This window comes from Thalassotalea sp. HSM 43, from assembly GCF_004752005.1.
Classification (GTDB): Bacteria; Pseudomonadota; Gammaproteobacteria; order Enterobacterales; family Alteromonadaceae; genus Thalassotalea_A.
In genome coordinates, this window is record NZ_CP038493.1 from 192,882 (window position 1) to 214,787 (window position 21,906).

21 protein-coding genes are annotated in these 21,906 nt (G+C 42.9%); 12 read left to right on the top strand and 9 right to left on the bottom strand.

The annotated features are described in order from the left end of the window. Nucleotides 1-23 precede the first annotated feature (23 nt). The 6 genes from E2K93_RS00855 to E2K93_RS00880 all read right to left on the bottom strand — a co-directional run bounded on the left by E2K93_RS00855 (nt 24) and on the right by E2K93_RS00880 (nt 7,587). Nucleotides 24-1,166, bottom strand: a complete 1,143-nt coding sequence (locus tag E2K93_RS00855; protein WP_135437270.1) for a porin — start codon at nt 1,164-1,166, stop codon at nt 24-26. Nucleotides 1,167-1,394: 228 nt separating this feature from the next. Beyond that, nucleotides 1,395-2,264, bottom strand: coding sequence for a bifunctional 5,10-methylenetetrahydrofolate dehydrogenase/5,10-methenyltetrahydrofolate cyclohydrolase (locus E2K93_RS00860; protein ID WP_135437271.1), 870 nt, complete (start codon nt 2,262-2,264; stop codon nt 1,395-1,397). A gap of 305 nt (nt 2,265-2,569) precedes the next feature. Continuing rightward, on the bottom strand, nt 2,570-4,687 hold the full coding sequence (gene pta / locus E2K93_RS00865; protein WP_135437272.1) for a phosphate acetyltransferase: 2,118 nt from the start codon (nt 4,685-4,687) through the stop codon (nt 2,570-2,572). Nucleotides 4,688-4,696: 9 nt separating this feature from the next. After that, on the bottom strand, nt 4,697-5,905 hold the full coding sequence (locus E2K93_RS00870; protein WP_135437273.1) for an acetate kinase: 1,209 nt from the start codon (nt 5,903-5,905) through the stop codon (nt 4,697-4,699). Between the two features lie 90 nt (nt 5,906-5,995). Further along, entirely contained in the window at nt 5,996-6,568 is a 573-nt protein-coding gene (locus E2K93_RS00875; RefSeq protein ID WP_135437274.1) for a DUF6942 family protein, read from the bottom strand. Between the two features lie 35 nt (nt 6,569-6,603). Beyond that, nucleotides 6,604-7,587 carry a helix-turn-helix transcriptional regulator gene (locus E2K93_RS00880; protein ID WP_135437275.1) on the bottom strand — a complete coding sequence of 328 codons (984 nt, stop codon included), beginning with the start codon at nt 7,585-7,587 and terminating at the stop codon, nt 6,604-6,606. 78 nt (nt 7,588-7,665) lie between these two features. Here E2K93_RS00880 and E2K93_RS00885 point away from each other — a divergent pair, with 78 nt between their 5' ends. The 4 genes from E2K93_RS00885 to E2K93_RS00900 all read left to right on the top strand — a co-directional run bounded on the left by E2K93_RS00885 (nt 7,666) and on the right by E2K93_RS00900 (nt 12,518). Then, entirely contained in the window at nt 7,666-9,300 is a 1,635-nt protein-coding gene (locus E2K93_RS00885) for an FAD-binding dehydrogenase (RefSeq protein ID WP_135437276.1), read from the top strand. Between the two features lie 31 nt (nt 9,301-9,331). Continuing rightward, nucleotides 9,332-11,068: a thiamine pyrophosphate-binding protein gene (locus E2K93_RS00890; RefSeq protein ID WP_135437277.1), complete on the top strand. Its 1,737-nt coding sequence runs from the start codon at nt 9,332-9,334 to the stop codon at nt 11,066-11,068. A 268-nt stretch (nt 11,069-11,336) separates the two neighbouring features. Beyond that, entirely contained in the window at nt 11,337-11,744 is a 408-nt protein-coding gene (locus tag E2K93_RS00895) for a hypothetical protein (RefSeq protein WP_135437278.1), read from the top strand. A gap of 300 nt (nt 11,745-12,044) precedes the next feature. After that, nucleotides 12,045-12,518, top strand: coding sequence for a YchJ family protein (locus E2K93_RS00900; RefSeq protein ID WP_135437279.1), 474 nt, complete (start codon nt 12,045-12,047; stop codon nt 12,516-12,518). Nucleotides 12,519-12,652: 134 nt separating this feature from the next. On the opposite strand, the gene E2K93_RS00905 is transcribed toward E2K93_RS00900, so the two are convergent. Continuing rightward, on the bottom strand, nt 12,653-13,930 hold the full coding sequence (locus E2K93_RS00905; RefSeq protein WP_135437280.1) for an ATP-binding protein: 1,278 nt from the start codon (nt 13,928-13,930) through the stop codon (nt 12,653-12,655). 24 nt (nt 13,931-13,954) lie between these two features. Further along, the gene (locus E2K93_RS00910) at nt 13,955-14,671 is read right to left on the bottom strand and encodes a response regulator (protein WP_135437281.1); all 717 of its coding nucleotides are present in this window, start codon (nt 14,669-14,671) and stop codon (nt 13,955-13,957) included. A 437-nt stretch (nt 14,672-15,108) separates the two neighbouring features. On the opposite strand from E2K93_RS00910, the gene xthA reads away from it, so the two are divergent. Both xthA and rlmA read left to right on the top strand, forming a co-directional pair. Then, nucleotides 15,109-15,918, top strand: a complete 810-nt coding sequence (gene xthA / locus E2K93_RS00915) for an exodeoxyribonuclease III (protein WP_135437282.1) — start codon at nt 15,109-15,111, stop codon at nt 15,916-15,918. Between the two features lie 29 nt (nt 15,919-15,947). After that, the gene (gene rlmA / locus E2K93_RS00920) at nt 15,948-16,757 is read left to right on the top strand and encodes a 23S rRNA (guanine(745)-N(1))-methyltransferase (RefSeq protein WP_135437283.1); all 810 of its coding nucleotides are present in this window, start codon (nt 15,948-15,950) and stop codon (nt 16,755-16,757) included. Nucleotides 16,758-16,842: 85 nt separating this feature from the next. Here the strand turns inward: rlmA and yfbV are convergent, their stop codons facing one another. Beyond that, nucleotides 16,843-17,265 (bottom strand): terminus macrodomain insulation protein YfbV, encoded by a 423-nt coding sequence (gene yfbV, locus E2K93_RS00925; RefSeq protein WP_135437284.1) that lies wholly within the window; start codon nt 17,263-17,265, stop codon nt 16,843-16,845. A 615-nt stretch (nt 17,266-17,880) separates the two neighbouring features. Here yfbV and E2K93_RS00930 point away from each other — a divergent pair. The 6 genes from E2K93_RS00930 to E2K93_RS00955 all read left to right on the top strand — a co-directional run bounded on the left by E2K93_RS00930 (nt 17,881) and on the right by E2K93_RS00955 (nt 21,899). Next, entirely contained in the window at nt 17,881-18,276 is a 396-nt protein-coding gene (locus E2K93_RS00930) for an ACT domain-containing protein (protein ID WP_135437285.1), read from the top strand. 22 nt (nt 18,277-18,298) lie between these two features. Next, nucleotides 18,299-18,649 (top strand): Spx/MgsR family RNA polymerase-binding regulatory protein, encoded by a 351-nt coding sequence (locus tag E2K93_RS00935; protein WP_135437286.1) that lies wholly within the window; start codon nt 18,299-18,301, stop codon nt 18,647-18,649. After that, nucleotides 18,642-19,787: a succinyl-diaminopimelate desuccinylase gene (gene dapE, locus E2K93_RS00940; RefSeq protein WP_135437287.1), complete on the top strand. Its 1,146-nt coding sequence runs from the start codon at nt 18,642-18,644 to the stop codon at nt 19,785-19,787. Before E2K93_RS00935 ends, dapE begins: the two co-directional genes overlap by 8 nt. A 23-nt stretch (nt 19,788-19,810) precedes the next feature. Next, nucleotides 19,811-20,527, top strand: coding sequence for a M15 family metallopeptidase (locus E2K93_RS00945; protein ID WP_135437288.1), 717 nt, complete (start codon nt 19,811-19,813; stop codon nt 20,525-20,527). After that, a complete protein-coding gene (locus E2K93_RS00950; RefSeq protein WP_135437289.1) occupies nt 20,520-20,711 on the top strand; it encodes a hypothetical protein in 192 nt (63 codons plus the stop codon). Before E2K93_RS00945 ends, E2K93_RS00950 begins: the two co-directional genes overlap by 8 nt. Before the next feature lie 246 nt (nt 20,712-20,957). Further along, nucleotides 20,958-21,899, top strand: a complete 942-nt coding sequence (locus tag E2K93_RS00955; protein WP_135437290.1) for a LysR family transcriptional regulator — start codon at nt 20,958-20,960, stop codon at nt 21,897-21,899. Nucleotides 21,900-21,906 lie beyond the last annotated feature (7 nt).

A 21,906-nucleotide genomic window follows, 5' to 3' on the forward strand; every position in this document is an offset into this window, starting at 1 on the left:
TTGCACGGTGTACAAGCGCAACATTAAAAGCTATAGCGGGCACCTAAACTTAACGTATCCGCATCTTCTAATTCACTGCCATCGTGATTCTTTGATTCATCAAGCTTGTACTCAGAGAACACCACAAACTGATTACTCATATGATACGCTGCACCGGCGACATAATAGGCTCGCTCGTAGTCATTATCCGCATCATCACTGCTCATATTGTTGTATGCAGCCAACAGCTCGACATCATTATCAAAACGATAAGAGGCCATCAATTCAATACCACTGGCTTCTTCAAGTAAGTCGCCACGGTTATCAAATTCATGATTTTCAGTCTCAACAGCGACCGCTGCTGCGTATAATCCGGTTTTGCCTAAGCTGCCATAGGTCACACTAACCGCCGTTAAAGTGTCATCTAATTCACGTACTAAGGTATCGTCGATCGCACTAAACTCTACCGATGCTTGGTTGTACGCCGCACCGACTTTTAATTGCCACGGCAATTGATACGTCAGAGCCACACCATAAGAATTGTCATAGGTAATTTCTGCATCGTTTAACACGTCAAAAGGCGGCGGTAACTCTTCACTCAACACCGCAGTATCCTCAGTACCTTGAAACTGTGCGCTAAGACCTAAATTACCAAATTGATTATTGTATTGAATTGCTTGTTCGGCTCGTCCGGTACCAACATATCCGCCATCACCTAGGGCGTAGGCACCTGCCGCGTCACCACCAAAGACATTAAGATTATCGGTCACACCGATAACTTGGTATACAGAACCCCATTGCTTACCAACGCTGACACTACCCCATTTGTCGTGACGAGCACCAACGAAACCAAGGCGATTAGACAAGGTATCCGAAGATTCTCCTTGCGCCAATCTGGCATCACCACCAAGCGTTAAATCAGAATCATTACTTACTAAGCGTACTGCCCACTCTGCACTAGCAAAAGCAGTCCAACCGTGTTTTAACTGGTGGGTAAAATTAAGATTGATACGAGAGCCACCGTCAACAACCTCGTCTGTGCCATCGGCAAACACCATATTTGGCTCAAAGTAACCACCAATATTAAAGGTGTTTTTACCATCATCGTATACCTCTACTGCAGATGAGGATAACGGCACGGTCGCCAATGCTGTTAGTACCGAAGTTGTCGCAAGTTTTGTTTTCATCTTAATTGCCTAAATCTAAGTTGTTTTGTCATTCACTAATGTTTGGAATGACGTTATAACAACCAATGGCAATCAAGAGAATAGTAAAAAACCCTTTAAAACAATCAATTACAACTCAAGAATAGGTATTGCTGAAACGTTAAAAGGGTAAATGAAAACTTTCACACAAGTTAACAAAAAGGTGGTCGCTTCACCGTACCACCTTTATTTACAACAGGACAAATCGCGCTACAGACTATGTGTGGCGGCGACAAAGGTATTTTCTAACAAGCAGGCAATGGTCATTGGACCCACACCACCGGGAACCGGAGTAATAGCGCCAGCGACTTTTGCTACTTCAGCAAAATCAACATCGCCAACCAGCGTATATTTATCCTGTTGCTGATCAAAAATGCGATTAATACCGACGTCGATAACGGTTGCACCGGGCTTGATCCAATCACCTTTAACAAAGTTAGCAATGCCAACAGCGGCGATAACAATATCTGCACCACGCACCACTTGTTCGATGTTTTCGGTACGAGAATGGGCGATAGTCACAGTACAGTTTTGTTGTAATAGCAGCATAGCGACGGGTTTACCGACAATATTCGAACGGCCTAAAATCACCGCATGTTTACCGCTTAAATTATCCCCTAAGGCTTTTTTTGCAAGGATGACACACCCCTGAGGCGTACAGGGTACAAGACCTCCAGGCTGGCCACTGAACAATTTCCCTGAGTTTAACGCATGAAAACCATCGACGTCCTTGTGCGGCTCGATTGCTTCTAATATGGCATGTTCATCAATATGCTTGGGTAATGGCAACTGCACCAAAATACCGTGTACATTGTGATCGGCGTTTAAGCGAGCAATATGAGCAAGAATCTCTTGTTGGCTTACATCATCAGCGAGTTTGATTTCATTTGAAATCATACCGACTTGTTGTGTTTGGCGAATTTTATTTCGCACATACACCTGACTGGCAGGATCCTCGCCAACCAATATAACGGTTAAGTTTGGGGTAATGCCATTGACGTCAACGAAGGCATCGACTTTAGCGCTTAATTGCTGGCGTAGCTGTTGGGCCGCAAGTTTTCCATCTATTATGTTTGTCATAGGTTTTATTATCGTTCTAGTTGTAAGTAGCGTTAAGTTATTGTTTATCTTTGGTGTTTTATACTGGTGCTTTATTCTAGTGCTTTATTTTGGTGCGTTAATCTGATGCATTGAAAGCTTTCATATTAGCGATCAATTTTATCATTGATTAACCGGTTTGAATGCAGGTTGATACCCACACTATTGATATATCGCACTGGTAAGACCGCGGCTTTTTGTCCACAATTGCGCACAATATACAATATATTAAAAAGGCTCCAACAGTCATCACTGTAGAGCCTTTTTATATCACGTTTTATTTAGGGCTACTTTTTTTGCGCCGCTTGAATCGCCGTTAGCGCTATGGTGTAAACTATATCGTCAACTAACGCCCCACGAGATAAATCGTTTACCGGTTTATTCAAACCTTGCAGCATTGGACCAATACTGATCAAGTCAGCAGAACGTTGTACGGCTTTGTAAGTTGTATTACCGGTGTTTAAATCAGGGAAAATAAACACCGTCGCCTGCCCTGCCACTTTGGAGTCCGGGGCTTTTTTACGAGCCACATTTTCCATTACTGCCGCGTCATACTGTAAAGGGCCATCAACCAATAAATCTGGTCGTTTTTGTTGTGCTATACGCGTCGCTTCAGCCACTTTTTCTACATCAGCACCAAAACCGGAACTGCCGGTTGAGTAACTGATCATTGCGACTCTAGGTTCAATACCAAATTGTTGCGCCGACTCAGCGGACTGAATGGCGATATCAGCCAATTGTTCGGCATTAGGATCTGGGTTAATGGCACAATCACCATAAACAAACACCTGATCCGGTAACAGCATAAAAAATACCGAACTGACCAACGAGTTACCCGGTGCGGTTTTGATCAATTGCAGCGCCGGTCTGATGGTATTGGCGGTGGTATTGACTGCGCCAGATACCAAACCATCGACTTGCCCAAGTTGCAACATCATAGTCGCTAACATGGTATTGTCTTTCAACTCTTCTTTAGCAACGACTTCGGTCATGCCTTTATGCTTACGTAATTCAAGCAACGGATTGACATAGTTTTCTCGAATTAGTTTCGGCTCGGTAATGATCACCCCTGGCGGCAAGGTAATACCTTGTTGCTCTGCCAACATAATGATCTCGTCTTTTTTACCTAATAACTGACAACGAGCAATGCCGCGCTCGGCACAAATAGCCGCGGCTTTTATGGTGCGAACTTCATTACCTTCAGGCAAGACGATAAGTTTATTGGCCGATTGAGCTAATGAGGTAAGCTTGTGACGAAACGCGGGCGGTGATAACAATTGTCCGGTGACTTTACTGCCAATATATTTTTCCAACCAGGTCTGGTTTAATCTATCGGCGATAAACTGTTTCACCCTATCTTGGCGCTGAATGTCTTCTTCTGGGATCTCAGGGTTAAAGCCCATTAAGTTGCGTGAGGTTTCCCACGTATCCGATTCTACCGACAACACCGGCAGTCCGGTTTTAAACGCTTGTTGGCATAATTCAAGCACCGAATCATTTGGCAAATAGCCGTTGGTGAGCAGCAAGGCGCCCATCTTGGTACCATTGAGCGCCGATAAACAGGTAGCAATGATAATATCCGTTCTATCGCCTGGGGTGACGATTAACCGACCGGGTTCAAGGTGACTCATTAAATTTGCCACACTGCGCGCACAAAAGCTGATGCTGCGAATACGGCGATGTTCCATATCACCACGATTTAATATTGTTGCGTCTAAATACTTGCCAACCTCTTCGACTCGTGGCGCAACCAAGTCCATATCCCAAGGTAGTGCACCAATTAGTTTGATCTCTTTATCAGCAAATATTTTTAAATTTTCCCATTCACTGATGTCACTATTTTGAGTGAACTCACCTTCTCTTGGCAGCAAACCAATCACATCTTTGTCAGGTGCATTAATTTTATTAATGATCATGCCTTTTATGCGAGAATTCTTCAGACCACCAAATGTTTTTGCACTGACCTCGATACGATCTTGAAATCGTTCAGGCGTGTCGTTATCCGGGGTTGCGACAAAGATAATATCAGCAGACAAAGCACTGGCAACCTCGGCATTAATTTTAGCCGCATAGGTATGCTTGGTGGTTTGGATCATGCCTTCTATTATCACGATATCTTTGTCGATGCTTTCAAAGTTACCAACAATCTCTTCCAACACCACATCGAGTTGATCATTACCGACCTTTTCTTCCACCGTACTGATTGGAATAGAGTTTTCAATAATGCTGTTAAATTCTGGCGGCGAGCTTATCGCACTTTGTAGGATGTTTCGTGACGGCTGACTAATGGGTTTAAAATAACCGACATCCACACCAAGTTGTTGTAATTTGTGGTACAAACCAAAGGCGGCGCTGGTAAGTCCGACCCCAAAGCCAATGGGTGTTAGCATAATTCGTCTAGGCATTACTGTCTCCTATTGCTGCGCTTGTTCAGCGATAACCTGCGCACTTTGCATCGCGATCACCAACTCTTCATTGGTTGGTATGACCAAACATTTGACACTGTCATCGGTAGAAATAAGCCCTTGCTTGCCAAATCGTACGTCGCTATTTCGTTGCGGGTCGATGGTCAATCCTAATAAAGCTAATGAACGCACCACTCTTGAACGCACCAAGTTCGAATTTTCGCCGATACCACCGGTAAAGACCAAGGCATCAAAATGGCTTAATGCTGCCATAAACGAGGCAATCGACTTGGCAATGCGATAGCAAAAAATGTCCATGGTCAGATCCGCATGTTGGTCATTATCGTTAACGATTGCTTCTTCAATGGTGCGACAGTCATTGGACATTTGCGAAATACCCAATAAACCACTTTCTTTGTTCAACAAACTGTTGACTTTATCTGGGGTGTAATTGAGCTGTTCAATTAAATGAAACACAATACCGGGATCGATATCGCCGGATCGGGTGCCCATAACCACGCCTTCTAATGGCGTTAAGCCCATTGAGGTGTCAACGCTTTTGCCGTTTTCAATGGCACTAATGGAACAACCGTTGCCAAGATGAGCGGTAATAACACTGGTCTCATTTATAGGCTGTTGCAATGCTTTTGCCGCTTGATTGGCGACAAAGAAATGACTGGTACCATGAAAGCCATAGCGTCTGATGCCATGTTGTTTGTATAAATGATATGGCAAGCCATAAATAAAGGCTTTTTCTGGCATGGTTTGATGAAATGCGGTATCAAACACCGCCACTTGCGGCGTGTCTTCAAATGCTTGCTCTGCCGCTTCAACGCCAACTAAGTTAACCGGGTTATGCAAAGGCGCTAATTTACCGAGTTCGGCAATAGAGGCTTTTACTTCGTCGGTGATCATGGTTGGTTGCGAGTATGACTCACCACCGTGCACGACGCGATGCCCTACGGCACTGACCTTGTCCGCTAACCCGACCTGCTCTAACACACCGACAATAAAGTTAACCGCGATTTGATGGTCAAAAGGTTCTGATAACGCAGTTTGCTGTTTTTTGCCTTGATGAGAGATTTTGATAAACGCCTGCTCCGTCATTAATCGCTCAGCAACGCCAGAAACAAATTCTTCGCCGCTGTCGGGATCGATTAGTGAAAATTTCAGACTGGAACTGCCGCAATTTATTACCAGAACGGTTTGCTCAGACATAGATTACCTTACTAAGTGTTATGTTGATGCTTGAAGTATAGATAATAATATCGAGATTTTATTGATTTGGAATAATTTTAACAGGCAAATTTACAACTTTTTAACAACCGTCATATTTCTTATAAGTGATTGTAAAATTTTGATTTTCTCATTTGTTAATTGCCTATAATCGAAATATGGGCAAACAATAATAGATCGACTCTCACATATAGCGATATCCGCTGTTGGCCAAAAACAGCGCTGTAAAAACTGTTCTCCTAGCAAATTTGTCGCGTAGGTTTTGCCCATAACAATATGCAATCGTTGCCCATCGTCGAGTTGCTCGGCCTGTTGCGCAAACAACAAGGCACTATTACTGCCTTGTTGCAATAACCTGTGGTCACGATAATCTTGCCAGCGTTGTTCCTTATTACTTGCGTTACTACTTGCGTTACTGGTGTTGTTTACTGTCGATAAATCAAAGCCTAGCTTGGCATAGACATTAAAGATTTTACGCCAATGATTTGAAGTGTGTTTGCCGATATAGTGGATATCACCGGATTGCAGCGGCACAATCCCCTCAGTCGCATCAAATGGGGCCAGAGGCGGTCTATTTTGACAATAAACCCGCATTGTTGCGTCGTCATCGCCAAAGCCTGTCAGTGTCTTTACGCTATTGTCCATGGCAGTTCCATTAATAAAGGGTTGGGATGGTGCAGTTAAAAATCGCTTTGTTTGACTAAAGCAATGAGTTCGCTTTTGCTACCTATATTGAGCTTTTTATAGACTCGATATAGATGATTCGACACCGTAGATGGTGACAATTGCAATGACTTTGCCGCTTGTTTAAAGGTTTGCCCTTGGACAATACAGGTCACCACTTGCTGCTCTCTTTCTGACAAACTGGCCAAGGGTCCTGTTGCCCTTATTTGCACTAGATAACGGTCATCAAATGGCGCCACCGACATCGACAAGCCTTCAATGTCGACAAGATTATCGGCAAGGTTTTGCGGCAAAAAAGGTAAGCGCCCAGCAGGCAAGTTGTCGGCATACTGTGCCAGTAATGGCAAAAACTCACTCTGCACTTGATGTAAGTAGCCCTTGTCGTCACAGATTGCAGCAAATCCTGGTTGATTTTTCTCATCGAGTAATGCCATAAACAAGGCGTGATTGGCGGCGGTAAGTAAATGATACAAGGCTATTTGCTGTATTTTCTTATCTTGCTCAGAGAACGGTCGTTGGCGATCAAAACGATACAAACTTAACAAGGTAAATAAGCCACATTGCTCATCTAAATGAATGCTCGATAAAATCCGCTCAATGCCGTGCTGACTAAAACATTTTTGATATATCTGCGACTGATAAAACTCGCTGTCGGGGCACAAATCACGCATATCAATTGGTTGCCCTAACTGCTGCAACAGCACGTCCGCTAACGGATTTATGTCAAGGTATTGCAGCAAATCATGAGATAACTGCTGAGGTACATTAAACCGTGTTTGATTATGGAAGGTTAACGTTTTCTGATGCCCATTACTCCATATAGCACCATCAAAATCAATAACTTGCTGTAATCGGCCAAGCGCATATTGGCGGTATTCTGCTAAGTCTATCTTGCCAATATCGGTATAAATTTCACTGATAAAGCGTTGTAAAGCCATCTGCTGTTGTTCAGCGTTTGCGTGAGCGTTCGACATCACCATTAGGTATTTTTTACCATAGCGTTTTATTTTTTCTCCATTATGCTAAGCATACACACTCTGGTAAAGATTAATTTTTCTATGCGCAACAATGAAACATCCCAACAGGTTGAATCTTGCGACGTACTGATCGTCGGTGCTGGCATTGCTGGCTTAACCGCGGCGTTGGAATTATGTCAGCAAGGAAAACGTGTTGTCATACTAGAGCGACATGGCCAAGAAATGGTCGGCGGCCTAGCACGTTGGGCTTTTGGCGGCATGGCATTGATTGGTACCGAAGAACAAAAACGTAACGGCATAGATGATAACGCCGATATTGCCTTACAAGACTGGTACAATTTTGCCGACTTTAATGATGACGATGATTACCCAAAACAGTGGGCGCAGCTCTATTGTCAACGCAGTTATCAAGATGTTTACCAACACGTAAAACAATTAGGTATTAAATTCTTACCTGCCGTTAATTGGGTTGAACGTGGCATGTACGGCGATGGTAACTCATTACCCCGCTATCATGTGATGTGGGGCACATCATTGGAACTGGTTAATAAAACCTTAGATGCGTTATCAGCATTTAAAGCACCACAATTAACGATTAAATTTGAGCATTCTGTAGACCGTTTAACCACAAACGATTTGGGCCATATTAACGGTTGTGTTGCCACGACAAATGATGGTGTTGGTGTTTGCTTTGAAGCGACCAACGTAATCATAGCCAGCGGCGGATTTACCGGCAATCTTGATATGGTAAAAGCACATTGGCCTGTGCATTGGCAAAAACCGACGCGATTGTTAAATGGCACCAGTCCGAGTTGTGATGGTAAAATGCACGATGAAGTCGCCCGTCATCACGGACGGTTAACTCATTTAGATAAAATGTGGAATTATGCTGCAGGCATTCCCCACCCTGAACCACTCTTTGAACACCATGGCTTGAGTTTGATACCATGTAAATCCGCTTTATGGCTCGATGCCAATGGCGAGCGTATTGGCCCGCAACCATTAGTCACAGGCTTTGATACCCGCGAATTATGCAAACAAATGGCGAAACAACAACATGGTTACGCCTGGCAAGTGTTAAATTGGAAAATAGCCAGTAAAGAGTTCGCCATTTCTGGCGCCGAGCACAACCAAATGATCCGCGATAAAAAGTTTGTTACCTTTATAAAAGAAACACTGCTTGGTAATCATCGTTTGGTTAAACAAATGCAACAGCAAAGCGATCATTTTATTGTCGCCGATACGGTCTCTCAGCTGGTCAGCAAAATGAATCAATTAGCCGATACCATTGACATGGATGAAACGATACTAAGTCAAACGTTAACGGATTATGACGCCAACTTGGCTCGGCCAAGTGCGCAATTTAACGATGATCAAATCCGCCGTATTGAACACGCCAGAAAATGGAAAGCCGATCGATTACGAACCTGTAAACCTCATCCAATTCAGGACAGTAAACATGGCCCATTGATTGCGATAAAAGTAAGTCTGATCAGTCGCAAAAGCTTAGGTGGCATTCAAACCAATATCTACTCACAAGTCATCAGCAAAGGCGGTGAACCTTTAACTAACCTTTATGCAATCGGCGAAGCGGCCGGCTTTGGCGGCGGCGGTGCCAGTGGCAAACGCTCATTAGAAGGCACCTTTTTATCCGGGTGTATTCTTACCGCAAAACAAGCGGCGAAACATATCTGCCAATCGAACATTAACGAATAACTAGAATAACATAGACGACGAGATCACTAAGATGAAGAAAACAGCAGCATGGCTAGCTCGATACGCACTGGAGCAAATTGGCGTAAAATACACGTTTGGCATCCCGGGAGTCCATAATACCGAACTTTATGACGAGTTAAACAACTCAGACAGCATACACCCGTATTTGGTTATGCATGAAGGCCATGGTGGCTTTATGGCAGACGCTATTTCTCGCACCACCGATAGTGTTGGCGCCATGGTCATTGTTCCCGCTGCTGGCGTCACCCACGCGGCCAGTGGCATTGCAGAAGCATATCTTGACGGTATTCCAATGTTGGTTATCTCTGGTGGTATCCGTAATGATTCTAAATTTAACTATCAATTACACCAACTTGATCAAATCAAACTGGTTGAAGGTTTCACCAAAGCAGCCTTTAAAGTAGACACACATGACCAAGTCATCGATACCATATACAAAGCATACGAGGTTGCCACATCCGGCGAACCTGGCCCGGTATTTGTTGAGATCCCGGTCAATTTGCAACTTGATAAAGGTGACGTCAGTGAGTTGCCCGAGTATAAAGCGAAAGCCAATCCTGCCCTATCAGAGCAAACTTTAGCGCAAATATCCGCTGCGGCATCGTTATTAAAGAGCAGTAAATCACCGGCAATCTTTGCTGGCTGGGGCGCCGTGCATGCTAATGCAGAAATGACCCAATTGGCCGATATCATGCAAACGCCCGTAGCGACCACGTTACAAGGTATCAGCGCATTTGCCGCAAACCATCCACTGCATGCAGGTTTTTGTTTTGGCCCAGCAGCAGCACCTGCGGCGCAGCAAGCCATCAATGATGCGGATTGTGTTATTGCCATTGGCACTCGATTTGGTGAAATTGCCACTGGCAGTTTTGGTGGCAACATGCCAGAAAATTTGATTCATATTGATATCAACCCCGAGGTATTCGATTGTAACTTTGCCACTAAGGTCGCTATTGAAGGTGATAGCAAACAAATATTGACCGCCTTAGTCGCCGAGTTAGCCGATCACAAATCATCTGTTGATGGCGATAAAGTAAAAGCGACTATTGCTGCAAACAAGCAAGCGTATCGCCAAGCTTGGTATCAGCACGACAGTAAAGAGAGAGTAAACCCTGCCCGCTATTTCGACGAACTGCGGGCGCAATTAGACGATGACGCGTTTATCGTCGTTGATGATGGCAACCATACGTTTTTAAGCGCTGAACTTATGCCAGTGCATAAACCGTTTGGTTTCATCTCTCCGACAGATTTTAATTGTATGGGTTACGCGACGCCTGCTGCTATTGCGACAAAACTGGCGAATCCGCAACAGGAAGTCGTAAGTGTGGTTGGTGATGGCGCCTTTATGATGACCTGTATGGAACTCGCCACCGCTGTAGAACACCAAATTGGCTGTATCATTGGCGTATTTAATGACGGTGAGTTGTCGCAAATTTCGCAAGCTCAGCAAATCCCTTATAACCGCAAAACGTGTACCGTATTGCCACAAACAAAAATCCAAGGCATCGCCAGTGCCACAGGCGCAGCTTATGTGCGCATCGAAAATGACAGCGAGATCAGCGACGGTATCCGTCAAGCCCGACAAATTGCCGCTAACAATCAACCTGTCATTTTAGACATCAATATCGATTATTCAAAAGCAACGGCATTTACTGAAGGCATTGTGAAAACCAATTTAAAACGTATGCCGTTGCCGACTAAAATGCGCATGATAGGACGGGCTATCTATCGAAAAATTACCGATTAGTTAACACCTTCAATGGGTAAAATCTATGCAAGCGCAACCACAAGGTTGCGCTTTTTTTATGCTAATTGTTTATTTATTAACGCCCTTTGCAAGCCATCAAGTTTGCTGAACACCAAGCACAACAAGCTGTAGAGCCAGATAGTCTATTTAGATTCTAGGTCAACCAATAAATACTGTATAAATAAACAGTAAAAGTTCTTGACCCAGTTTTGAAAAACATATACTGTTTATTCATACAGTATAGATATGAACGACTGGAGACGAGCAAATGAATCAACAATTAATAAACAAAGACGCAATATTAAATGGCCATAACAATCGTTGGTTGACCATAACATCACCTGAAAATGCTCAGGCGATGACGCAAGACTTAGCGTTGTTATGTCAACATAACCAACAACAAAAGCGTTGGATTTTATGTGTCGATAGTGATGATTTAGATATCCAGCCATTGGCTGAAAAAATTGATTGTTCAAAATTATTGCGCGTCAATGGTCAACACCAACCTCTCGCGTTTGAGAAAATCGCGACGACCTTATTGCGTGGTAACTGTTCTACAGTGATCATCTGGGATCAGACATTTAGCGAAAGTCAGTTGCAAATGCTGCAAAGTTGCGCAAAACACGGTAATACCGAGTGTATTATCGTAAATTCAGCAAAAAGCGTATTGCACTAGCGGGTTTGATTTTCTAACTTCGTTTTTCTTTGCACGTATTTTTTTGTAGGTCTTTGCTTTGTAAGTCGTTTCTTTGAAGGTCTTTTCTTTGCAGATATTGATTACCGGTATTGAGTGCACACAACACGTTTTAGGCGAGGTATTAGCCCCTCCAGTTCAGTAGTTCCATTAGCTAATACCTTGCCGCCCAACTCCCTTTAGCTTTAGCCAATGCCAATAGGCCGACAAGGCAAATTTTGTTATATTTTGTTATAGTAGCTTGATGACCATTCTATATAACTAAGTCCTGCGTCACTGATCATGCAAAACCATTTATGCCCATGCGGTTCACAACAAGAATTAGACCATTGTTGCCAAGCCATTATTACCGGTGCTAAGCAAGCCAATACGGCTGAGCAGCTTATGCGCTCACGTTTCACCGCCTACGCCCTAGGCGATTCTAAATACGTCGCTAATACCTATGCGGCAGCCAAACAAGCAGAAAATAGCGAAGCGGATATCAAAGCATGGATGGATGAGACAGTATGGTTATCATTAAACGTCGAACAAACCGATTACACGGACAACACCTACCACTATGTGCAATTTGTTGTGCGTTATTTACATGGTGAACAACTCTGTGAGATGCGCGAGAATTCACGTTTTTTGCAAGAAAACGGCAGTTGGCGATATTTAGACGGTGATATTATCAACCATGATGTCGTCAAAACCATTGGACGCAATGAACCTTGCCCATGCCTAAGTGGCAAAAAATTTAAACGCTGTCACGGCTAATAAAACCAGTTAAGTCTTTTAGCTCGGGCAATAAATGTAGCGCTAGAAAACGCTTTTACCCTTGATGTAATGCAAACAAACAGGCAAATAAAAACGGCGAGCCTTAGCTCGCCGTCAATCTTTACAAGAGACTATTATTGCGTTGGCCACTTAATACTGAATTTAGCCCCGCCCAGCTCACTGTCTGAGACACTGGCTTCGCCATTGTGCCAAAGCATGATCTTACTGACGATAGCCAAGCCTAAGCCAAAACCACCGGTGTCTTTACCACGACTTTCATCGAACCGTGAAAAGGCATCAAAGATAATACTTTTAAACGAATCTTCGACTCCATCGCCGTCATCTTCTACATCGATACAACACTGACCTTGTTGTTCATACATACGGACCAACACCTTACCATTACCATATTTTATGGCGTTTGCGAGTAAGTTACTCAGCGCACGATTAATAAAGTGAGGGTCACATTTAATCAACTGTTGATCCAGCTGCGCGTCAACATTTATGTTTGCACAGGAATGAGAAAAGCTATGCACCTGATAATTTACCAATGCAGTGATATCAGTTTGCTCCATGGTCATGTTCGGTTGTTCGCTTTCGAACGACGCGTAAACCAATAGCTCATTTACTAACGACTCAAGTTCGCAGATATCGGTATTGATTGAATCTGTATAACGTTCTCTGGTTTCGTCATCTTTTGCACCACGCAAAACCTGCAAGGCAAATTTGCTGCGTGCTAAGGGTGTTCTTAATTCGTGAGACACGGCATTGGTGAGCTCTTTGTGAGCCTCAATCAGATTATTAATGCGCGTAGCCATCATATTGAAGGTTTTCACCATAGGTTGAACCAGCGCAGAATCTGCTTTTTCAACTTTTGCGTCAAATTGACCATCACCAAATGCGGTTACGGTTGCGGCTAACCTATCGAGATCGCGAGACACCGGCCAAATCCAGAAAAACACCACAAGCCCCAGTAAGACCATAATAGCGACACGCACCATGGCTTCAGTTTTTGGACGGGTTGGCGATCGAACGGGCCCTAACACTAAGACTTGATCCGATTCGGCCATAGGCAGGAATAAGGTCACATGATCATCGTCATAATAGACGGTGACATCTTCACCTTGTACGTAACTCATGTCAGGAACGAGCGTTTCAACTTCCGTTTCAGAGACAATGACAATTGGCATCTCAAAGCGCCCATTTGCACTGTCAATAAAATCATTCCATAGAGTTTTATCTAATACTAACAATCGTTCATTGATTGCAAGCATTACCGTTTTATAGCCTGTATACGACTCAACATCCTGCTCAACACTGCGGCTCCAGATATGATCTAGAGCATAGCTGAGCACACCAAAACAGGCGATGATTAAGAAATACAGGCTAAAAAATGAGCGACCAAGTTTCATTTTTTAACCTCTGGTGGGTACTAATTATTCCCACGCATCCGGTACGAAAAGATACCCTTGACCCCAAATCGTTTTGATTCTAAATGGTGTTTCATTTGAATCATGCAGCTTTTTGCGCAAACGAGAAATACGTACATCGACGCTACGGTCCATACCATCGTATTCACGTCCAACAACCGCTTTATAGATATAATCACGGTTTTGCACTTCACCAGCTCGTGTCGCCAGTAACCACAACAAATCAAACTCTTGGCTGGTTAATTCAATGTTTTCGGTGTCTAAAGTAACTTGTCTAGAGTTACGATTAACATGCAACTTACCGCAGCTAATTTCAGCTTTCTCACTGCCACCTTTAGGCAGTTGACCACGACGTAAAAGCGCATTAACACGAGCAAGTAATACTCGAGGCTCTACCGGCTTAGCGACATAATCATCAGCGCCAATTTCAAGACCCAACACCTGATCGAAATCAGTGCTTTTCGCCGTTAACATTAAGATAGGATTGCTATACGACGGGCGTAAATCGCGACATACCGTGAAGCCATCTTTGCCTGGCAACATAACATCCAAGACAATTAAATCTGGTGAAAAGTTTTCCACGGTCTTTGCTACCGTGTCACCACGGAATTCTTGTTTAACGTGAAAGCCTTCGCTAACCAGAAAATCTTTGATCAAATCTGATAGTTGACGATCATCTTCAACCAGTAGTATTTTTTTTAAGCTTGGTTTATTTTCTGCCATTTAAATCGCTCCAAAAGGTTAAACGAATCTACGTATGTTTTGTAAACACTTGGTAGAAAAGTAATTATTTTTTCAATATGTTCGTAGTTATAACAAATAAATTTGCCAGTTGATAATGTTAATTAACAAACCACTTTACATTTTTGTAACATTAAAAAATCACTATAAACAGTAACTTAAAGCTAATTCTTAACAAATAATCAACATTTTTTGATAACAAATCAACACCACAGTTTACACCTTGGTTACAAACTTAAGGTAAAAACAGCAAATATCGCTACCCTGTTCAAAAATTCGCCCTTGGTTACATTTTAGTTAATTGATTTATAAAGACTAAATTTATTGCTAAAAAAATATCAAATAATTTTGGTGACACTCTAACGAGGCCTGACATTACCTGTTAAAATGCCTGCACGCATCACTAAATAAACATCATTATGAAAGTTATTTCCTTCAACATTAATGGCCTTAGGGCTCGTCTTCATCAATTGCAAGCGGTGATCGACAAACACCAACCAGATATTATTGGCTTACAAGAAATCAAAGTTCATGACGAAGCATTTCCGCTAGAAGATGTCGAACGTATGGGTTATCACGTTTATTTTCACGGTCAAAAAGCACACTACGGTGTCGCTATGTTATGTAAAAAACAACCGTTGAAAGTTCAAAAAGGCTTTCCTAGTGATAACGATGACATGCAAAAACGTATGATCATGGTTACCACCACCGACGAGCAAGGTCGTGAAGTTACCGTCCTTAATGGTTACTTCCCACAAGGTGACAACATTAATCATGAAACGAAGTTTCCATACAAGCGTCAGTTTTATAAAGATTTAATGGGCTATTTAAACGAGTACCATCAACCAACTGACCATGTCATTGTAATGGGCGATATTAATATCTCACCGGTTGATTTGGATATTGGCATAGGTGAACCTAACCGTAAGCGTTGGTTGAAGACCGGTAAATGTAGTTTCCAACCTGAAGAACGCCAATGGCTACAAACACTACTCGATTGGGGTTTTATCGATACATTTCGCGCTTTGCACCCCGACCTAGGCGAAAAATACAGCTGGTTTGATTATCGCTCGCGAGGCTTTGATGATAACCGCGGGCTGCGTATTGACGTTGTTTTAGCAACCCGTGAACTTGCGTCATTATGTGTTGAGTCAGATATTGATTATGAATTACGTGGCATAGAGAAGCCGTCAGACCATGCGCCTATTTGGTCGGTATTTAGCGGTTAATGTTGTTCATTTAGATACGGATACAGATCATGATCCAGCAGGCAAAATACAGCTGCCCTATTTGCTGCGAACCGCTAGCAAGGGTAAATAACAGCTATCAATGCGCGCAAAAACACAGCTTTGACATCGCCAAAGAAGGCTACGTTAATTTATTGCCAGTGCAATTTAAGCACTCTAAAAATCCAGGCGATAATAAAGACATGGTCAATGCTCGTCGAGCCTTTTTAGACGCGGGTTATTATCAGCCATTGCGCGACACCATTGTTAGCATGCAACAACAATATATGCCTATTGCAAGCGTTGTTGATGCCGGCTGCGGTGAAGGCTATTACACCGCGGCTCATGCGGCAACGGACACCACAGTGTACGGCATTGATATTGCTAAAAATGCTGTACGTATTGCCTCTAAAAAATATCCGCAGTGTCATTTTAGTGTCGCATCTATCGCCCAGTTACCTTTTGAGGATGGCTCGGTAGATTGGTTGTATTCCATCTATGCGCCAATAAAAGCGAATGAGTTCAAACGCTTACTAAGTGACAAGGGTTACTTATTGACGGTTACGCCAGCCGCTCGCCACCTATGGCAACTTAAGCAATTGATTTATCGAGAAGCCAAGCTCCATGATGAAAGCAAAAGTCAGCTTGAGGGCTTTACCCTAGTGGATGAACAACGTTTACGTTATGACATGACCTTTGATGACGGTCAAATGGCGCTTAAATTATTGGCTATGACACCATTTGCCTTTAAAAGCTCAGCGCAATTGACCGAGCAATTATCCTTATCGACAAATTTTGTTTGCGAAGCGGACTTCTTGATACGTTTGTATCAAAAACAGTGACATTAAAAAGCCATTAACTAAACATAAAAACGCATCTTTCGATGCGTTTTTTTGTGTTCATAGTGTTGTTTGTACAGCGATATAATTACATACGTTGGTTATACGAGTAATTTAGCAAGGTTGCCAAGTCATGATAGGTTGGCTTGTTCGCGGTGAGTTCTAGGTCTTCCATTTCTTGCTTTAATTTTTCAACACCCTGTCGATACCAGTTAGCCAACGAAGGTGGTAATAACTCTTTCGCTTGCTTGGCCATGTAAACCACAGCTTGAAAAGGCATTGATGCAATGAAAATACCATAGAATAACGCTTGCTTAAGCTGTTCGACGCCAAAAAACATCAGCGGCAATATAAATGCCAGTGCAGCCAAAGGTGGTGCGTAACGCAACACGAATCGGCTCGCTAATACCGCTCGATATTGAGGAAAGTAATTGATCAATTCTGGACGTTTAGGCCAAGTATCAATGTATTTGACGCCAGTTTTATATATATCGTATAGGTGCTGTTGCATAGTCAGAAATTTGTCCGATGTCCAACAAGAGTTGCAGTGTTCTAGCTTATATAAAGCGCGGCTTTAAAAATAAACTTATCAGTTAAAAGATAACATACTTATCGCAACTACGCGTAACAATTTTAATGGCGTGATTGTTACAAAACATATCCTTTACGCCGATCCCCTTTTGCCCTATTGGTCATGGATTGATCTTATTTTACAACTATTTGCTCGCAAAAGGATCGTTTAACTGTCAACTTTTAAGCACTTGATCACTTTTGCATACAAACACTTTAAAAGATCAGTTTAGGTTATTTTTATACACAACCACTATAACCGGACGTTTTTTAACCTATCAGAATAAACCAATACTTACATACACTTACGGATGTTGTCAGAGCTTATATACACAATTATCCACACCTTTTGTGGATAATGACAGGTTTATCCAATGTTTAAAAAAACGTCTTAATAGATAGAAAAAGTCGTTTAATATCACGCTTATATATAGTTTGTACGGGTTTATACGGCGATTTAGTCGCAGTGTAACAAAAGAAAAAGCAATACCATTAAAATTGCCCCTGCGTTATAGTATGGAGCAATAGGTAATTTAGGTAGCTAAAAGGGATCCGTATGGCAAAACAAACGTTAGAGGTGTTAGCAAACACGTTTACCATTCATAGCTTTACCCCTGAAACCAAAATTCCAGAACAGGTACTCACCGCAGACGTGTTTTTTATCGGTAAAACCCATGATGAATTGTCCATCGTTTTGCCGACCAGTTTTGAGCTGGAAAGCTTAGAAGCAGAGTCTGACTGGCGAGCGCTGGAAGTGTTGGGGCCGCTAGGGTTTTCATTGACGGGTATTTTATCCGATATTTCAGGTGTGTTGGCAAAACAAGAGATCAGTATTTTTGCCATATCGACATTTGATACCGACTATATTTTGGTGAAGAACCATACCCTGGCAAATGCCATTTCAGCCTTAAGGCGTGCCGAGTACCTAGTCATTAATAACGATACAGAATAAAATCAAACGTAAGATAGACTCTATGACAACTATATATGGTATCCACAACTGCGATACGGTCAAAAAAGCATTAAAGTGGCTAGACAGCGCCAACATCGAATACACTTTTCACGATTTACGTAAAGACGGTCTAAATGCCGACCTATTGGCCGACTTTAGCGGTAAAAGCGATTGGTCTTCACTGATCAATAAACGCAGCACCACCTATCGTAACCTAGCGCAAGACGTCAAAGACAACTTGCAAGGCGATGTTGCTGCCAACACAGTATTAGAACAGGTAACCTTGCTAAAACGTCCGCTGTTAATGCACAACGGTGAATTGCACCTAGGTTTTAAAGCGGCCCAGTATCAAGAGTTATTTGGTCATGAGTAATAAGTCCGAAGTTATAGAGTTAACCGAGGAACTGGTATCGCGTCCATCGATAACACCAGTAGACGAAGGTTGCCAAGAGTTAATGAAACAGCGTTTGGCGGCACTTGGCTTCAATAATGAAACCATGGTGTTTGAAGATACCACCAACTTATGGTCGCGACGCGGTGATAGCGGCCCGGTATTTTGTTTTGCCGGACACACCGACGTTGTTCCTGTTGGTAACCTAGATAAATGGCATACCGACCCATTTACGCCAGTTATTAAAGATGGTTGGCTGTACGGTCGAGGTGCTGCCGACATGAAAGGTTCATTGGCGGCGATGATTGTCGCTACTGAACGCTTTGTCAAAGATTATCCATACCATAATGGTTCGATTGCGTTTTTAATAACCTCTGATGAAGAAGGACCATTTATTAACGGTACGACACGTGTCATAGATACCCTAGAAGCACGCAATGAAAAAATAGATTGGTGTATTGTTGGTGAACCATCGAGTACCGATAAATGTGGTGACATCGTTAAAAACGGTCGTCGTGGTTCTATTACCGCGGATGTGCAAGTGCATGGCATACAAGGTCATGTCGCCTACCCTCATTTGGTGAAAAACCCAATCCATATGGTCGCGCCAGCGTTAGCTGAGTTAGCGCAATATCAATGGGATGAAGGCAATGACTATTTCCCGCCAACCAGTTTGCAAATATCAAATTTAAATTCAGGTACCGGTGCGACCAATGTGGTACCAGGTGAATTGCATACCATTTTTAACTTGCGCTACAGTACCGAGATAAACGATCAAATCATTGTCGATAAAGTTGTCGATATTCTTGATAGTCATGAGCTCGACTATGATGTTCACTGGACGTTTAACGGCAAACCGTTTTTAACCGAACCGGGGGCATTACTTGATGCGGTTATCTCGGCGGTTAAAGAAAGTAATGGTGTCGATGCCACCCCATCAACATCAGGTGGCACATCAGATGGTCGCTTTATTGCGCCAACAGGTGCACAAGTGGTTGAATTGGGACCGACTAACGCGACCATTCATAAAGTAAATGAATGCGTGAACTGTGACGATCTCGAAGACTTGGTTGAAATGTATTATCTGGTTATGAAAAAATTGTTAGTTGATAACGATTAAAAATAATGAATTGAATAAACACTATGGCAACGGCAGACAAGATTACCACAGAACAAGTATATGGCCTAACCGATGAACACATTCATTGGCTAGACAATGGTGCCGGTATTCATAAGAATATGCTAGCTGCGTTTAACCATATGCAACAAGCCGCTAAAGCAGCAGGTTTTAACCTGCAGGTTGCCAGTGGCTTTCGCAACTTTACTCGTCAATTACACTTGGTCAATGCCAAGTTGACTGGCCAGCGTGCAATCAAGAACAGAGAGAATAAGGTGATTGATTGCAGCGTGTTGAGCGAACTTGAACAGGTGCAAGCCACGATGTTGTTCTCAGCCTTGCCAGGTGGCAGTCGCCATCATTGGGGCACCGATATCGACGTTTATGATCCCAACTTGCAAAACGAGCAAGCATTGCAGTTAGAACCTTGGGAATATCAAGATAACGGACCACAAGCACCACTTAACCGTTGGCTTGATGCCAACATGCAGCGCTTTGGTTTTTATCGCCCCTATCAAGACTATCGCAATGGTGTCGCCGAAGAGCCTTGGCACTTATCTTATGCACCATTAGCTAAGGTCTATATGCAAGCCTTTGAAGTTAGTGATTGGCATCAACTTATCGCCGCCAGTGAGCTGCACAACAAACAAACGGTGCTTGATAACCTCGACTTGCTATGCCAACAATTTGTCGTCAATGTCTGCTCGCCTACACATCCAGATTTGGAGAATCCCCATGCCTAACTGGCTTATTATTCTAATTTGTTTACTGGCGCTAGCAGCCATAGTTGGCAACTTATCATTGCTGCGACGAAGTAATAGTCCGATTCGCCGCAAAAGCCTGAACGATCTTGAAGAAACCTTGCCACGAGCCGGTGATAAACGTGAGCAAGACATTAAACAAAGTAAAAATAGAAAACGCCGTTAATGGCGTTTTTTAATTACCGCCCATTATCCCCCCCCTACTCTCTAGAACAAGTGAAATTTGCTTAGTTAAATCAGCATTTTAGTTTACTCAAATCGGCAATGAATTTGCCTTATCAGGGTCCACTGTTACACTTTGTTTATGCTTAGCAAACAATGCTGCTATGCAGGTATTTCTATGCGAGTGCCGCTGTGCAAACGCGTCTGTATAGATGTTTCGGTGTAATAAAAGCTGACTTGGTAAAAGGTAATGGTTGAGCAACAACTGGCACGTGTTGATTTGAATTTATTGGTATCACTATCGGTACTGTTAAAGTACCGCAACGTTTCCCGCGCGGCGGATGCCTTGTTTCTCTCACAATCGGCAATGAGTCGCACCTTAAATAGACTACGAGATTTGTTCGATGACCCATTATTTCATCGCACTGCCACAGGCATCCTGCCAACGGATAAAGCCCTACAACTCGAAGCCATGCTGCCGGATCTACTTGAACACTTAAATCAATTTGTGCAAAAGGATGAATTTAACCCGGCTTTATGTGAATCCCATTTTAGTATTTCCTTACCTGCCGTCATGGGCTACACCAATATTTTGCCGCTATATCAAACCATCATGGAGCAGGCACCTAACGTCAGTTTTTCAGAATTACCGGCACAAGAAAATCCATTACCTATGTTGGAATCTGGTCAATTGGACTTTGCTTTATCAATAAAGCGAGATCTGCCAAGTAGCTTTCTCGGTACGCCATTAGGAACCGTAGATGTGGTCATTATTGCTCGCAAAGGTCACCCATTAGCAGAGCAAAGCCATGTGACTCTCGAACAATGTGCGAAATACCCGTTTGCCGAACTTATGGTCGGCAATGAAAACACTCGTGATTTTAGAGGGCCCAGTGAAGAATTAATGCAACGGTTTAACGTCAAACGTCGAGTGCAATTTCGCTCGACTCAAGCCAGTAATCTGATCAAAGTATTACAAAACTCAAATTCGATCATGCCTTGTGTCAAAGGCCTATTGCAAGATCCATTGGTGAACAAAATATGCACCCCCATATTTCAATTTGACTTACCCAAAGACGTAAAAATTCAATTTATGTTGATTGAACATCGCCGCAGCGAGAATAGCCTAGATCACCAGTGGTTTCGTGAACATCTATTAAAACGAATCAGCACCTTCATTAATTTCCATTAATACTCAA

Coding starts and splice junctions, on each gene's coding strand:
- E2K93_RS00855 (WP_135437270.1), bottom strand. CDS start 1,166: ATGAAAACAAAACTTGCGACAACTTCGGTACTAACAGCATTGGCGACC.
- E2K93_RS00860 (WP_135437271.1), bottom strand. CDS start 2,264: ATGACAAACATAATAGATGGAAAACTTGCGGCCCAACAGCTACGCCAG.
- pta (WP_135437272.1), bottom strand. CDS start 4,687: ATGCCTAGACGAATTATGCTAACACCCATTGGCTTTGGGGTCGGACTT.
- E2K93_RS00870 (WP_135437273.1), bottom strand. CDS start 5,905: ATGTCTGAGCAAACCGTTCTGGTAATAAATTGCGGCAGTTCCAGTCTG.
- E2K93_RS00875 (WP_135437274.1), bottom strand. CDS start 6,568: ATGGACAATAGCGTAAAGACACTGACAGGCTTTGGCGATGACGACGCA.
- E2K93_RS00880 (WP_135437275.1), bottom strand. CDS start 7,587: ATGGTGATGTCGAACGCTCACGCAAACGCTGAACAACAGCAGATGGCT.
- E2K93_RS00885 (WP_135437276.1), top strand. CDS start 7,666: ATGCGCAACAATGAAACATCCCAACAGGTTGAATCTTGCGACGTACTG.
- E2K93_RS00890 (WP_135437277.1), top strand. CDS start 9,332: ATGAAGAAAACAGCAGCATGGCTAGCTCGATACGCACTGGAGCAAATT.
- E2K93_RS00895 (WP_135437278.1), top strand. CDS start 11,337: ATGAATCAACAATTAATAAACAAAGACGCAATATTAAATGGCCATAAC.
- E2K93_RS00900 (WP_135437279.1), top strand. CDS start 12,045: ATGCAAAACCATTTATGCCCATGCGGTTCACAACAAGAATTAGACCAT.
- E2K93_RS00905 (WP_135437280.1), bottom strand. CDS start 13,930: ATGAAACTTGGTCGCTCATTTTTTAGCCTGTATTTCTTAATCATCGCC.
- E2K93_RS00910 (WP_135437281.1), bottom strand. CDS start 14,671: ATGGCAGAAAATAAACCAAGCTTAAAAAAAATACTACTGGTTGAAGAT.
- xthA (WP_135437282.1), top strand. CDS start 15,109: ATGAAAGTTATTTCCTTCAACATTAATGGCCTTAGGGCTCGTCTTCAT.
- rlmA (WP_135437283.1), top strand. CDS start 15,948: ATGATCCAGCAGGCAAAATACAGCTGCCCTATTTGCTGCGAACCGCTA.
- yfbV (WP_135437284.1), bottom strand. CDS start 17,265: ATGCAACAGCACCTATACGATATATATAAAACTGGCGTCAAATACATT.
- E2K93_RS00930 (WP_135437285.1), top strand. CDS start 17,881: ATGGCAAAACAAACGTTAGAGGTGTTAGCAAACACGTTTACCATTCAT.
- E2K93_RS00935 (WP_135437286.1), top strand. CDS start 18,299: ATGACAACTATATATGGTATCCACAACTGCGATACGGTCAAAAAAGCA.
- dapE (WP_135437287.1), top strand. CDS start 18,642: ATGAGTAATAAGTCCGAAGTTATAGAGTTAACCGAGGAACTGGTATCG.
- E2K93_RS00945 (WP_135437288.1), top strand. CDS start 19,811: ATGGCAACGGCAGACAAGATTACCACAGAACAAGTATATGGCCTAACC.
- E2K93_RS00950 (WP_135437289.1), top strand. CDS start 20,520: ATGCCTAACTGGCTTATTATTCTAATTTGTTTACTGGCGCTAGCAGCC.
- E2K93_RS00955 (WP_135437290.1), top strand. CDS start 20,958: ATGGTTGAGCAACAACTGGCACGTGTTGATTTGAATTTATTGGTATCA.